This is a genomic window from Acinetobacter sp. 3657, assembly GCF_031456775.1.
Classification (GTDB): domain Bacteria; phylum Pseudomonadota; class Gammaproteobacteria; order Pseudomonadales; family Moraxellaceae; genus Acinetobacter.
On the sequence record NZ_JAVDVH010000021.1, the window covers coordinates 17,030 to 31,659 of the forward strand.

Consider the following 14,630-nt stretch of genomic DNA (forward strand, 5'->3'; position numbering starts at 1 on the left):
TTGGTGGATTTGTTTTTTTGCTGTATTAATCCATACAAAAATACTTGGTTTTCATGTGTTTAAGCCGAGTGATTAAGTTGGGTATGATGTTTGTTACATATATTTACAAATATATATTGTTGTTAATCAGTTGTTTAAAAATATAATCAAATTGGTCGGAATTAATACATATTGCATAAAATAAAAACCCATGATTATTATTAATAGCACGGTTAGATTTTTATTAAAGAGGTCATTTAAATGTTTAAAAAATTATTAATTGTTACTTTATTGGGGATGTCTTCAACTGTTTTTGCAGGTGGTTTTCAAGTTAAAGTCGGGGCAAGTGTTATTGCACCAACGGATGAAACAACAGTTGCGGGCGTGGGTACGTTAAAGGCGGATTATGAGTTTGCATTTACACCGTCTGTTGAGTATTTCTTTGGAGATACGCCTTTTTCTGCTGAATTATTGCTTGCAACACCGATATCACATGATGTTTCTTTAGACGGAACGAAAGTGGTCAAGCTTAAACATTTACCGCCAACGATTACGGCGAAATATAACTTTAAAAACTCAACTGCTTTTACGCCTTATATTGGGGTAGGCGGTACTGCTTTTCTTGCTTGGGATGAAAAAGCAGTAGGTCCGTTATCAGGCGAAAAAATCAAAGTGAAAGAGGATTTTGGCTTTGCGGGTCAGTTAGGTTTTACTTTTCAGCCTGCTGATGCAAAGAATTGGGGAGTCTTCTTCGATGCCCGTTATGCTCAATTAAAACCAGAAGTAAAACTTAATGGCACAAAGTTGACAGATTTGGATATCAACCCGATGGTATATACCCTTGGCTATAGTTATAAGTTTTAAATTAGATCATTAAATACTTTAAAGAAACCTCACAGATTAGTGGGGTTTTTTGCAATTTAAGTATCAAAGAAATACAGAGAGAAGAATAAAAAAAATTAGAAAATAAGGATTGAAAAATTGAAGATATGCACCATTCATAAATCAGTCCAATTTAATACGCCTCACAGATAAGGAGTGATTTATGAGTGAACAAGCATCACAAAATTATAGTTTCCAAGCTGAAGTTGCTCAGTTATTGCATTTAGTGACGCATTCTCTCTATTCCAACCCTGAGATTTTCCTACGTGAATTGATTTCAAATGCTTCAGATGCATGTGATAAGTTGCGTTTTGAGGGAATCAATCATCCTGAATATTATGAAAATGATCCGAACTTACGTGTTCGTGTGACTTTAGATAAAGAGCATAAAACGCTGACCATTTCTGATAATGGGATTGGTTTAAGCCAACAAGAAGCGATTGATAATTTGGGAACGATTGCGAAATCGGGAACCAAAGATTTTATGTCTAAGCTGACTGGCGATCAAAAATCTGATGCGCAGTTGATTGGGCAGTTTGGTGTGGGTTTTTATTCAGGTTTTATTGTTGCTGATAAGATTACGGTTGAATCTCGTCGAGCAGGTTCAGAGGCTGCTGATGGGGTACGTTGGATCAGTGGTGGTACCGGTGAGTTTGAAGTTCAAAGCATCGATAAAGCGACACGCGGTACTGATATTATCCTGCACCTACGTGATGATGCACTTGAGTATTTAGAATCGTGGAAAGTTAAGCAAATCATCAATAAGTATTCTGACCATATTAGCTTGCCAATTGAGATGCAAAAAGAAGTCTGGCAGGAAGAAGAAGTTGCCGAGGGTGAAGAGCCGAAAGGCGGTCAAATGGTCAAGACCGATGAGTGGGAAGCGATTAACTCTGCTAGTGCGCTATGGACACGCAGTAAGAGTGAAATCAGTGATGAGCAATACATCGAGTTCTATAAGAACCTCAGCCATGATTTTGCTGAACCGTTGGCGTGGGCACATAACCGTGTGGAGGGCAGTACTGAATATACCCAGTTGCTTTATATCCCGAGTCAGGCCAAACAAGATTTATTTACCCGTGAAGCCAAAGCTGGCATCAAGCTTTACGTTAAACGTGTCTTCATCATGGATGAAGCGGATAATCTGATTCCAAACTATTTACGTTTTGTACAAGGCGTGGTGGATAGTGCTGATTTACCACTCAACGTCAGCCGTGAATTATTGCAAGAAAGCCGTGATGTTAAAACCATTCGTGAAGGCAATGCGCGCCGTGTGCTGACTTTGATCGATGGTTTAGCGAAGTCTGAAGATGAGAAAGACCAAGAGAAGTTCAAAACGTTCTATGCTGAATTCGGTTCAGTTCTGAAAGAAGGCTTGGGTGAAGATACTGGAAATCGTGATCGTATCTTGAAGTTATTACGTTATGCGACTTCAAACAATGATGAGATATCAACGTCTTTGGCTGATTATAAAGCACGTATGCAAGAGGGACAAAAAGCCATCTATTACGTGACTGCTGATAGCCTAATGGCAGCGAAAAACTCGCCGCAACTGGAATTGTTCAAGAAAAAGGGCATTGAAGTTTTGCTCATGGCAGACCGTGTTGATGAATGGGCGATGAACTTTGTATTTGAGTTTGATGGTACGCCATTACAGAACGTTTCTAAAGGTGCGGTAGACTTAGGTGATCTACAAGATGCTGACGAGAAAAAAGCACTTGAACAAGCAGCTGAACAATTCAAACCTGTTGTGGATCGTTTAACGACATCGTTAAAAGACAAGACCAAAGAAGTACGTGTCACGACACGTTTGGTCGATTCTCCAGCATGTTTGGTGACCAGTGAAGGTGAGCTTTCTCCACAACTTATTCGCATGCTGAAACAAGCGGGTCAGGCTGTTCCTGAGATTAAACCAACCTTGGAAATTAACCCTGAACATCCTTTAGTGAAGAAATTAGAGAGCTCTGCGCAGTTTGATGATCTCGCCAATGTGATTTTTGATCAAGCTGTGATTGCAGAAGGCGGTTTACCTGAAGATCCTGCTGCGTATGTAAAACGCATTAATAGCTTGTTATTGAAATAAACGTTTTTCATAAAAAAACTCTGCTTCGGCAGAGTTTTTTTTATGTCTATGGATAACATTAAAGTTATCCACAGTTGTGCTGATAATTCCATCAAAACTAAAATAAGGTCTCAAGACGAACAAAGGTACGGACATAGTGGTCTCTGTCTTCACGATGATCATTAAAATAATTGAGATCACCTTGCACATAAAACCATTCACGCCACAGTGGTTGTCTCCATGAAATGAAAGGCCCCCAGCTATTCAGGCGCAAGTCATTGTCATTGTAATAACCACCCGTATAAATGCCATAATTAAAACGATTGTGTGCAAAAAACTGATGCTCACGGAAGGTTCGATTATCCCAACGTAAATCATCATCTTGTTTATCTGCATAAGTCAGGCTGAGCTGGTTGGATAAAAAAGCTTGATTGGGACGAGCATGGATAAGTTCTAAATTAGTGCGAAGATAATTTTCACTTTTACTGCCATAGCGATAAATTTGCTCAGCATTGAAGCTGAAATCGTTATTTAATTGCCAATCTTTTTTCGCTCTTAAACGAAGATAAATATCACTGCCTGAACGCAAACCAATATCGGCATTGGTTTCAAAAGGTAATTTTTTAGAGAGGTCGGAGAAGCGTAAAGCGACTGAGCCGTTGTTATCACGGCTTTGCTTAGAGTCGAATCGTTTATCAGGATCTTGGTTTGGCTGTTGGTTGGTGCTGGAAATATGATTATCAAACTCATCATCGAGTGAATCATCACCAAACACCAAGCTGAGTCTTTTTTCCAGTGTTGGTAGTTTGATTTTACCGCGGATACGTGGTTTTACTTCATAGTTATCATATTCATTCCAATAATTGTCGAGCATCAACCGAATGGTTGCAGAAGCAGGCTTCTCTGGATCGACTTCACCAAACCAATCATCAATTTTAACTGAGGTTCGATCAGCCCATTCTCTGATATCACGTTGCTTGCGATCAACCCAGGTTCGTTCCTCTGTTTCTGAAACGGGAGGTACAACAGGTTGACTAGATTGTTCTGGAAGAATAGTCGGTGTTGCATCAACCCACTTGGGAATATAGTTCAAAACGCTTTCAGTATTTTTCCCATTTGATGTTTGCATGTTGTTGCTTGGCTGCTGTGGCGTTGCTTCAGCGGCATTTGCCATACTCAAGAACCCGCAGGACAGGGTGAGTATCGTATAAAAGAGATGAGGTGATACCGTTCTTTGGGAAATTGTCATGGTGCAAGCTTATGTATTGTTCTTGTTTTTAACTCTTGATGATTCGACCTATAAAATCAAGTCATAATCACAAAAAACTGCAATTTAATCGTATAAAAGGTGAGTCAACAGAATGACTTAGTACACTCAAAATCTATCACCTAAAATGCGGAGAAAATCTCGTAGGGTCGATGATAGATAGGAGGGTTTTGGCTTTGTATACGCTCAATGCTAGGTTGATTCTGATAGCGCACTATTTTCCAGTGCTTGGTATAAGTCATGTACTGAAATCGGTTGAGGTAAGCGGCTAATGGCTTGGCGGATCAACTGCCATGTATAACCATCGGCGCGGTCCAATAACAGATAAGGATAAGCTTGGTCTTCATTGGAGAGCTTAATCCGTTCAGCACCATGAATCACACGAATTTTATGACGCTCTCTTAATAAAATCACAGGGGTCAAAAAAGTTGCCGAAGTTTCTTCAAATGGAATGAATTTTTGCGTATTCACAAAAGAAGCTGGGATATATGGATAAACACGTTGATCACGTTGCCAGATCAATGTTCCATTCATGATACATTGATTAAACAAACTTTCATGTTGATGATAATGTTGCTTAAAATTAATCCAGTGGGTTTGATGAATCGAGCTGGTTTGAGTATGCAGTGGGTTTGTATAGGATTGTAGGACTGAAATGGCATACTCGATGCTGTGCGTACCAATAAGCACCACATAATGCGAAAATTGACCTTGTGCATAGAGTTGTTCTGCAATGAAAATCTGTGCGGATTCCCATACAGGCTGAACGTCATTTTCAGCTTTTAAATATAACCAATCAATTTTGATGTTTTGATCAATCTCATTGTGTAAATCAACACGATATAAAGAAGGGAAGGTGCGCGCATTAATCCGCTCTAAGCGGCAAACTAATCCATCTAAATTAAAATCATTCAGTGCAACGGGTTTCGCTTTATTTAGATTGCTAGACGTAGCTGTGGTCTGTTTAAGGTTCGCTTTCACCGCTGTTGTTTTTGGGGCTGAGACGGGTTGAATCCTCTCTTGGATAATCGCGTCGAGTTGTGACTGAAACTGAGCCGTTTCTTCTTTTATTAAGGATAAGGGATCGGTATGAATGCTTTGATTTGAGCTTGATGATGAGGTTGAGTTTTGGCTAATTGGCTCTAAAACTGGAATTAAATGTTGTAGTTCATGGTCTGTTTTAACATATTCACTGGCATGGTTTTTTAGCCATTGTAATGCATGCTGAGATGAATTCATCCAAGGGCTTTTAAGAAATGATAAAGCAGGGCGAATGACCCAGACTTGCCAATGTTGTGCTTGACGCAATGCAGCCCATCCCATATCTGCAGAGGCAAATAAAGCATTCTCTACGCGTCCCATAAAATTATAAGTACCGCGATAAGTCATGGCATAACCGTGGCTGCTCAACTCATCCGTTGAGAACTCTTCATTTTGAATATATGCTTTAAAAGGCGTGATTTGATCCTGAAAAGCAGGATCGTCACAAGAGGCACAAATATCTTTAATTCGTTGTTTTGATTTGGCAATTTCAAATAGTGAGGTTTTATCATCATTGAGCCCTTCAATGAGATGCTGGAGCTCATCTACCAAGAGTGCTTTCTCTAATACGTCCATTTATTGTTTCCTTAGAGATAGGCTTGAGCCTGTTTTAAATAAAGTGAATTCATCGTATTTCTAACAAATTGTTGTCACTTGTAGTGGCGAGCCGATACTTTTTTACTCACCCTACATGCCATTCGAGATATCTATCTATTGCTTAAATTTAACGATCTATCTGGGCTGTAATGTGTGTATTTTCATCACAAAAGATTGTCACTTTATGACAATTATAGAAGAAAACGATGCAAAATCTATAGCACTTGAGTTAGCAAACAATCTCATTTGATAGGGTTAAATCGAGATGTTGTTCATGCTTTGTGAGCAAAAATAGAAACATTTTAAAAGAACAAATCGGATAAATAGATCATAAAATAGAAAGGTATCTATAAATCTATACATGAGTTGTGATCAGCTGCACAAATCAATGGCTAAAAAGCATGCAAAAAGATCACTTTCAGTGAAGATGGGTTAATTATCTAAGATAAAATATTGAAATAAATAGAAAATAGACAAATTTATACGAAACAAGACAAGCTTCAATCTTGGATTTGAAGCTTGTCCATAAGTTGTGTTATTGCGGCTTTATTTCACATTGATCATCATGACACTGTGCTGCATCAGTGGATACTATTTCTTGCTCAGATGTTGATTGAGCTTTTTGTAGTGCTTGTAAGAAGATCTCACGAGGCTGTGCACCTGGAAGAGCGAGCTTTTGATCAAAAACAAAAAAGGGAACACCTGTTACCTTCAATTGTTCATGTGCAATCTTTTCATCGTGGCGAACAAAATCAGCCAATTCATCTGAGTCCAAAACATATTCGACTTCAGCATTGTCTAAGCCAATCCGTGAAGCAATTTCTTCAACCACTTCACGTTCACCAATGGCTAAACCTTCGGTCATATAGGCATGAAAGAAAGCTTCTTTTGCTTCATTGCCCATGCCTTTGCTTTGCGCGAGATGGATAATACGATGTGCATTAAAACTATTGCCTGAATTGGCTTTTTGCCATTGAAAGTCGATGCCTTCTTCAGCAGCCATGGCCGCAATATTGCGTTCCATTTCTTCCATCTCAGCATAGCTTCGACCATATTTTTTGGCTAAACGTTCTGTATTGGATGTGTCATGTTTTGCTGGCGCATCTGGATCGAGTTCAAAACTATGCCAGTGAATATCAAGTTCGATCCCAGCTTCTGCTGCAACATGCTCAAGACGTTTTTTACCGATATAACAAAAAGGGCAGACCACATCTGACCAAATATCTACACGCATGGCGTATCTCTTCAATTTCAGTTAAAGAGATAATAGGGATGAAGTGCTTGAATTTAAAGTGAGTAATATGTAATGCTCCGTTACGTGAAGTGAAATAAAAATCATATTAATGCATACGTTTTAATGATTACACTAAAGTTAGGACATAAAAAATATAATTAAGCTTGGAGGCATTATGCGCCGTTTTCTATTATTTGTTGCTGTAATCGCGATTTGTATTGGTTCATTTTTTCTATATCAACATAAGCTACAACAGCGTGCAGAGAACAATAAGCAAATGTTTGATGTGGTCATGGCCGAGAAGATGCGTGAGCTATATGACCAAGCACAAGATTGGTCAACGCCAGTTCAGCTCGATGTACAAGATGATCGCTTGTCTGGTGATTATAAATTAATGTCGGAATTCTTATTAACCTATTGGATGCAAAATGTTGAAGCACGAAATGAGTATCTACGAGCACTGAAAGCTGCGAATTGGGATACCTTTTTAAATGTAGAGCGATTAGATCGTGATCGTAAACAGGACTATAAAGAGACACAGCAGATGCTTAGCGATGTGCGTAAAGTCTCGGCCGGATATGAGCAAACACGTCAAAAAATTCAATTAGACGCGCTTGAACAAGCCAAGAGTTTGTCTATTCAACGTGATATGCGTGATTTGTTGCAAGCAAAACTAGAAAGCAACCTGAATGCTGATCAAAGCCAAGATATTTTTGCAATTGAACAACAGATCCTAGAAAAGGCAGAAGTTATGTTTGATCTGTTAAAGACCCATCAATGGCAAAGAAAAAATAACACCATTCTATTTTATGAGAATGCACCCGTGAAAAAATTTAATACGCTGTATCAAGATGTCCTTAAGCTCAATAGTCAGATGGAAAAAATTAAAAACAATAACGTCGAAGTGTTGGAGGAGGAACTATAGTTATTTTCTGCTTGCACCGTTAAAAATAGTGCATCTAGATCATCATTCGCCATGTTTAAGCTGGAGAATCGCATCGAAGTCGTTGAGTTCATCGCTGTAAGTTAAAACCTGTCGTCGAAAGCATTTTGGGAAAAATCGTAAAAATATGAATCTATGGCAGCTTTTTAATAGAGTTAAACCCTTTGTTGCACCGTATAAATTACTGGTGATTGTGACATTGGTTCTGACCTTGATCGGTGCACTAACCGCTCAGGTCAATGCCTTAACGCTTCAATACGCTGTCGACCAGATCAATCGTTTGGTTGAAGCAGGCGGCGGCTTGGCGGAAGGCTTGCATATTTTAATAACGATTAGTGTGATTTTGCTGAGTAAGGAAGTCCTCAGTACTTTGATTCAGTTTGGCCAGAAGTTATTTGGTGAACGCCTCAGAATTATGGTTTCCCAAGATGTCGCACAGGCGATTATTGAGAAATTTCTCACTTATCGTTTGGCATTTTTTACACAAGATGACAATCAGGCAGGCAAATTACAAACAAGGATTGATCGAGGAATTGGCTCGATTACCCGTTTGATTCAAATCTTCTTTATCGATATTTTACCGCTGTTTAGCAGTGCAATTTTGGCATTGGTTTTGATGTTCTATGCTAATTTTTGGATTGGACTGGTTGCGCTGAGTATCGTGCCGATTTACTTCTGGCTGACATTCAAGCAAGCACAGAAGTTAGGTGGGGTTAGACGAAATTTACGTGATGGACGCGAGCGTAAGAGTCAGGGTATTTTGAGTATTATCAATTCCATCACGGTGATCAAATCATTCAATCGGGAAAAAGTCGAAGCTGAAAAACAACTGATCTTACAGAAGCAGCTAACAGATAATCAGATGTATACCCGTCAAATTAGCTTTGTTTTTGATGGTTTGAAAACGTTTACAGAACAAATTGGTATTGTTTTTATTATTATCTTAACGGCCTATTTTGTATTGGTTGGAGACATGAGTATTGGGATGATCATGTTCCATATTCTGTTATTTAACAACGTATCTGCTCCAATTCGTTCACTCCACCGCATTTATGATGAAGTGAATGATGCCATGATTTATGCAGAAAGTTTTTTTCAGATTCTTCAGGCAGATGATGAGATTGAGGATTCGGGGCAGCAAAAGCCAGCGCATCTGAGAGGAAAGTTTGAGTTAAAGCAGGTCGATTTTTATTATCCCAATGGCCATCATGCCCTGAAAAATATCAACATGGTTATTCAACCCAATAAAATTACTGCCTTGGTTGGACTATCAGGTGCAGGTAAATCGACCCTGATTAGTTTGCTAGATAAGTTTTACTTACCGCAATCTGGGCAGATTCTCATGGATGGGATTGATCTAAATCAGATGGATACCCAATATTTACGTGATCATATTGGCTTGGTATTACAGAAAAATCATATTTTCCAAGGCACTATCCAAGACAATATTTGCTATGGAAAAATGGATGCAACTGAAGAAGAGATCATCCGAGCAGCAAAAAAAGCCTCTATCCACGAACAAATTTTGAAACTACCAAAAGGCTATCAATCAGATGCCTTACAGTTATCGGGTGGTCAACAACAACGAATTGCAATCGCTCGGATGTTTCTGAAAAACCCACCGATTATCTTTTTAGATGAACCAACAGCAAGTTTGGATGCCATTGCCACTGAACAGATTAAACATAGCTTAGATGAAATCAAACAGGGGCGGACAGTGATCATTATTTCTCATAGTTTGTCACAGATCATTGATGCGGATTATACCTATGTGATGCAGGATGGTGCGATCGTTGAGCACGGTGAACATTATCAACTTTACCAACAACAAGGTGTTTATAAGGATATTTTTGATGCGATGGCGAAAAGTCTAAATATCGATAAAATCGCCAAAACCTTTGATAATGAAGGTGAAGAAGAGACACATAGTTAGAGTGATATCTCTGATCTATACAGAAACTATTTGTTTTGATTTGCTTGATAGGTTTTTCTATATAGTTCTTCACATTCGATTAGATTTTGGTTGGTAACTGGCTGATGATTATGTGTTTGGAATCTATAATTTAAAGTACATTTTTCAATACATTTGAAGCCTAGAAATGAAACTTTACCATTTAAGTTGTATTGGTACGTGGTTAGCTGTGGTTGAGACGGCCCTATATAACAGTGTATAGGCAGCCAGTGTTGATGATCATTGATTGAAATCTTTGCTGCTATTTTGTAAGGTGCAGGATCGATTAATGTGTATGAATGTCTGACGCTGCCAAGCGTGATGGATTGTTGGTGATCAGGATTTTCGAAAACTTTTTGTTGGATTTGAACCATGATGACTTGTTCGTTACCCCAAACATGCGTAATAGCACTGAATAAGCCATTCATCATCCATACAGTTGATTGTTTAGCCATCCAAGCCAGTAATGAACTACCACATAGATCAAGAACTAAAAATAGGCCTAAATAAATTTTTAATCGTATAGGACGATAAAAATTGTCTTTTTTGAGCGTTGGAATATCTCGTTTCCAAAGATAATTAAAGACATATATAAAAACGTACAATGCACTCAGTATCGAGATGATGAAGGTTATGATTTGGACAAATTGTGAGGGATAATACGGATAGTTGGTTTGATCATATTTATATATAGATAAAACAATAACTCCTATTATAAACATCAATATTACAACGTACTTTAGTACAGAATATAGCGGTGTTTTCTTTTTATAGGCTTTCATTAAGGTTATAGAGTTTCGTTTCTTTATCATGGACTTGAATATATTAAAAAATCCTCATTTCAAATGAGGATGTTACGAAAAAAAAGAAATTAAATATGTTCTAATCAGTGAAATCGCATTAAGTATTAATCAAAAATCTTTTCGGCAGCTTGGAACGGTAAGCTCACCACATCAATTGCTACGGCGAAAGGTAGTAATACTAACTTTTCAAAAGGATTGAGACTTGATCTTGATTTATAGCTTTCTTGTTGATTGGTATAGATTGTAACTTGATAAGGTTTGCTTAATGCTTTCAATGAAGTCAGATTATTTGCGACAGGGTAGACTACACCAGCAAGTTTTATATCAAAACAAAAACGTTGTGCTTGCATACGTGTATCACTTGAAGACGAACATTCTTTTGCACCATTTTCAATAAAAAATTCTAAGTCTTTTTTGCTTAAATCCTCTTTGAGTTTGACATAAGAAATGGGCAATGTTCCTGAAAAATGACCGTCATTTTTTTCAGAAAAGAAATTTAGATCACGTGTGATTTGAATATTTTTGGGATCAAGCTTATTGATAATGGTCGCAAACTGAGCGCCGCCTTGGGTCAGGATGTAACTATTCTTTTGACCTGCAATGACGATGCTATCGCGTGGTAAATTGGCTGTTGCTTGTGCCGGTCGCCCAAAAGCGACCACATTGTCTTCAACTAAAGTAACCTTTGCCGTCCGAGTATACGTTTTATTGTCTTTGGTGATGAGGGTTTTGGTGGCACAGCCCGAGATAACCATGCTTGATAAAGCAACGGATAATGTCATTTTTATTATATGATTCATATGTATGGTCCTAAATGGTTGGTTCAACTGTACCATGTTCTAAAAATGATTTTAATAGTTCATGTGATCGTTGTAGTTTGATTAATTGCTCATTTACGTTTTTAAGTTCATTTTCTAATTTTGTCTGCACAACAGGACATAAACTAAATCGATAATAATCCAAATCGAAACAAGGTAATAAAACTTGAATATCTTTCAAATTCATCCCTGCATCATTCAATATTTTAATCTTATAAATATCTTCAATATCTTTTTGACTGTAATCGCGATAATTATTTGTATTTCGTTTGGGATGAACTAGCCCTACGTCCTCATAGTAACGCAACATACGAGGACTAACCTGCGTTAATTTGGCAACTTTTGCAAGATTCATAGAATATCACTTGACCTTAACATTGCTGTCATAGTTTAGCATGGCTATAAGTAGATTTTACTGAGAGTATATTGATGAAAAAATTGGCTTATTCTTTGGGATTGTTGTTCACTTCATTTTTTGGATATGCTGCGCCTCCACCAGAGACCACGATACATCGTCAGATTTTTATTGTGCATGGTTATGGCGCTACAGCACACGATCATTGGTTTGAATCAGTACAGAGGCAGATGCAGGATTCACATACTCGGGTAACCATTTTACAGTTACCCAATCCGATGCAGCCAGATGTTGAGGCTTGGCAGCATGCTTTAGAACAAAATATTAAAATGATTGATGAACAGACGTATTTTGTAGCCCATAGTTTAGGCGGTATCACATTATTAAATTTTTTATCAAAGCGGAATCCTCCCAAGATTGGGGGAGTTATTCTTGTTGCTGGGTTTACTGAAACTTTACCTGCGCTACCTCAACTCGACTCATATATTATAAAAAGTCAAAATATGCAGATAAATCTGAAGAATTCCCCAAATAAACACCTGTTTATTTCAGAAAATGATGAATATGTCCCACCTGAGTTGAGTATTAAGCTCGCAAAAAAACTTGATATACCATTTACCCTTATTCCTAAAGCGGGGCATTTTTTGGCAGAGGATGGTTATACTGACTTTCCTCAGTTGGCTCGATATTTGAAAGAAATACTCATAAAATAGAATGACTTGATACTCATAATTCATTTGATCTTTTGTTCAAAATTTTCTTGATATTTACCGTTTATCTGAGCCTTACTGAATCAAGCCCGACTTTGTTGTAGCCTATGAATAGATGCTTTTATTTAACTCATCATCTTTTCGTATGGTGACGGATTTTTGGAGCGAGCCGAGTCATGAACTTTCTAAAACGATCAGTGTTTATCGCCGTATTTGCTGCTATTGGTATACCAACGGCTCAAGCAAATGAGGTGGTTACATTGCCAACGATTCGTATTATGGCGGAGTCTGAGTTGCGTGAAGAAGTAGGCTTCATTCCCTTTCAAGAGGATGAAAAAGTACGTGAAGCCTTACAACATCAGATCTATAAAGCTCATAGTGATATGCAGAATGCTGGAGTGAAAGAGGGCGTAACGACGGTTAATTATCAACAAAAAATGGAAGAACCTGATTCATCGCAACTTTCTCCGCTATTAGAGCAACATGTTTTAGCCGTTGCTAAGGGTCTACAATCATCTGATCCGACTAGTGGTCTGTTTAAAATGTTAGAACCTTTGAATATTGATCGAAATAATATAATAGGGATTCGTGATGGGTCGATTAAGATCAATATGGATGATATTTTGAAATTGCAGCAACAGATTCAAGACGGGTTAAAAGGTCCTAAAAATCAGTTTTTCATACCCTAAAATTTGAACTTAGTTCAAAAAAAGAAACCCCGCTATAAGCGGGGTTTCTTTTTTTTAGTGTCGATTAAACACGTTCGATAATGGTCGCGATACCTTGACCAAGACCGATACACATGGTCGCAAGACCGATTTGTGTATCTTGTTGTTCCATCACGTTCAACAATGTTGTTGTGATACGTGCACCTGAACAGCCCAATGGATGACCCAATGCAATCGCACCACCATTCAAGTTGATGATGTCTTGTTTGTCATAAACGCCTAAGCCTTTCATGACTGATAAGCCTTGAGCAGCAAATGCTTCGTTTAATTCGATGGTTTGAATATCAGCCATCGTTAAACCAGCGCGCTTAAGTGCTTTTTGAGTTGCTGGAACTGGACCGTAACCCATGATCGCAGCATCACAACCCGCAATCGCCATAGAGCGAATCACGGCACGTGGTTTTAAACCAAAAGCTTGTGCACGTTCAGCAGACATCAACAACATTGCAGAAGCACCGTCAGAAAGAGCAGAAGATGTTGCTGCTGTTACTGAACCGCCTTTAGGATCAAATACAGGTTTCAATGCTTTGAACGCTTCAAGGTTTGCTTCAGCACGAATCACTTCGTCGATGTCGCAAAGGATTTTGAAGCCATTGGCATCATGACCTTCAACACCAACGATTTCGTTTTTGAAACGACCTTCTTGTGTTGCAGCCCAAGCGCGACGGTGAGATTCAACACCAAACGCATCTTGTTCTTCACGGCTAATGCCATTCATACGACCTAACATTTCAGCAGTTAAGCCCATCATGTTAGATGCTTTCGCATAGTGTTTAGACGCTTCTGGGTTCAGGTCGATGCCGTGCATCATACCTACATGGCCCATATGCTCTACACCACCGATGATGAACACGTCACCTTGGTTGGTTGCAATCTGTGCAGCAGCTGTGTGGATTGCTTGCATAGAAGAACCACAAAGACGGTTGACGGTTTGACCGCCAGCAGTCTTAGGGATGTCAGCCAATAAACCAATATTACGAGCAATGTTCATACCTTGCTCTAAAGTTTGGTTGACACAACCCCAAATGATGTCTTCAACTTCGTTTGTATCGAACTGGTTGCGAGCAACCAGTGCACGTACTAATTCAGCAGATAAACTGTCGGCACGTACATTGCGGAACATACCGTTACGCGATTTGCCCATGGCAGAACGAACGCCATCAACAATCACAACGTCACGTGGATTTAAAGTAGCCATTCACGTCGCTCCTTAACCGTAGAATTTTGTGTTGTTAGCAGCCATGTCACGCAACATCTGTG

General features: G+C 38.7%; 13 protein-coding genes. 6 read left to right on the forward strand and 7 right to left on the reverse strand.

What is annotated here, in order from left to right; all coding sequences use genetic code 11:
• The first annotated feature begins 240 nt into the window (after positions 1-240).
• Both J2Y37_RS15290 and htpG read left to right on the forward strand, forming a co-directional pair.
• A complete protein-coding gene (locus J2Y37_RS15290) occupies positions 241-843 on the forward strand; it encodes an OmpW family outer membrane protein (protein WP_121929858.1) in 603 nt (200 codons plus the stop codon).
• 181 nt (positions 844-1,024) lie between these two features.
• Positions 1,025-2,944: a molecular chaperone HtpG gene (gene htpG, locus J2Y37_RS15295; protein ID WP_241323904.1), complete on the forward strand. Its 1,920-nt coding sequence runs from the start codon at positions 1,025-1,027 to the stop codon at positions 2,942-2,944.
• A 97-nt stretch (positions 2,945-3,041) separates the two neighbouring features.
• Here the strand turns inward: htpG and J2Y37_RS15300 are convergent, their stop codons facing one another.
• The 3 genes from J2Y37_RS15300 to J2Y37_RS15310 all read right to left on the reverse strand — a co-directional run bounded on the left by J2Y37_RS15300 (position 3,042) and on the right by J2Y37_RS15310 (position 7,062).
• Positions 3,042-4,097 carry a hypothetical protein gene (locus J2Y37_RS15300; RefSeq protein WP_349033357.1) on the reverse strand — a complete coding sequence of 352 codons (1,056 nt, stop codon included), beginning with the start codon at positions 4,095-4,097 and terminating at the stop codon, positions 3,042-3,044.
• Positions 4,098-4,382: 285 nt separating this feature from the next.
• Positions 4,383-5,807, reverse strand: a complete 1,425-nt coding sequence (locus tag J2Y37_RS15305) for a hypothetical protein (protein WP_349033358.1) — start codon at positions 5,805-5,807, stop codon at positions 4,383-4,385.
• A 556-nt stretch (positions 5,808-6,363) separates the two neighbouring features.
• Positions 6,364-7,062: a DsbA family oxidoreductase gene (locus J2Y37_RS15310; protein ID WP_005194728.1), complete on the reverse strand. Its 699-nt coding sequence runs from the start codon at positions 7,060-7,062 to the stop codon at positions 6,364-6,366.
• Positions 7,063-7,237: 175 nt separating this feature from the next.
• On the opposite strand from J2Y37_RS15310, the gene J2Y37_RS15315 reads away from it, so the two are divergent.
• Together J2Y37_RS15315 and J2Y37_RS15320 are read left to right on the forward strand one after the other, a co-directional pair.
• Positions 7,238-7,987 carry a hypothetical protein gene (locus tag J2Y37_RS15315; RefSeq protein ID WP_349033359.1) on the forward strand — a complete coding sequence of 250 codons (750 nt, stop codon included), beginning with the start codon at positions 7,238-7,240 and terminating at the stop codon, positions 7,985-7,987.
• Positions 7,988-8,132: 145 nt separating this feature from the next.
• The gene (locus J2Y37_RS15320; protein ID WP_349033360.1) at positions 8,133-9,938 is read left to right on the forward strand and encodes an ABC transporter ATP-binding protein; all 1,806 of its coding nucleotides are present in this window, start codon (positions 8,133-8,135) and stop codon (positions 9,936-9,938) included.
• A 26-nt stretch (positions 9,939-9,964) separates the two neighbouring features.
• Here the strand turns inward: J2Y37_RS15320 and J2Y37_RS15325 are convergent, their stop codons facing one another.
• The 3 genes from J2Y37_RS15325 to J2Y37_RS15335 form a co-directional block, all read right to left on the reverse strand.
• Positions 9,965-10,411, reverse strand: coding sequence for a hypothetical protein (locus tag J2Y37_RS15325; RefSeq protein ID WP_349033361.1), 447 nt, complete (start codon positions 10,409-10,411; stop codon positions 9,965-9,967).
• A 452-nt stretch (positions 10,412-10,863) separates the two neighbouring features.
• Positions 10,864-11,559, reverse strand: coding sequence for a hypothetical protein (locus J2Y37_RS15330; protein WP_349033362.1), 696 nt, complete (start codon positions 11,557-11,559; stop codon positions 10,864-10,866).
• Positions 11,560-11,569: 10 nt separating this feature from the next.
• The gene (locus J2Y37_RS15335; RefSeq protein ID WP_349033363.1) at positions 11,570-11,932 is read right to left on the reverse strand and encodes a MerR family transcriptional regulator; all 363 of its coding nucleotides are present in this window, start codon (positions 11,930-11,932) and stop codon (positions 11,570-11,572) included.
• 74 nt (positions 11,933-12,006) lie between these two features.
• Between J2Y37_RS15335 and J2Y37_RS15340 the strand changes: the two genes are divergently transcribed.
• Positions 12,007-12,645 carry an alpha/beta hydrolase gene (locus J2Y37_RS15340; protein ID WP_349033364.1) on the forward strand — a complete coding sequence of 213 codons (639 nt, stop codon included), beginning with the start codon at positions 12,007-12,009 and terminating at the stop codon, positions 12,643-12,645.
• Between the two features lie 173 nt (positions 12,646-12,818).
• Positions 12,819-13,331, forward strand: coding sequence for a hypothetical protein (locus J2Y37_RS15345; RefSeq protein WP_349033365.1), 513 nt, complete (start codon positions 12,819-12,821; stop codon positions 13,329-13,331).
• A gap of 64 nt (positions 13,332-13,395) precedes the next feature.
• Here the strand turns inward: J2Y37_RS15345 and fadA are convergent, their stop codons facing one another.
• On the reverse strand, positions 13,396-14,568 hold the full coding sequence (gene fadA / locus J2Y37_RS15350) for an acetyl-CoA C-acyltransferase FadA (protein ID WP_004668297.1): 1,173 nt from the start codon (positions 14,566-14,568) through the stop codon (positions 13,396-13,398).
• Positions 14,569-14,630: the final 62 nt, after the last annotated feature.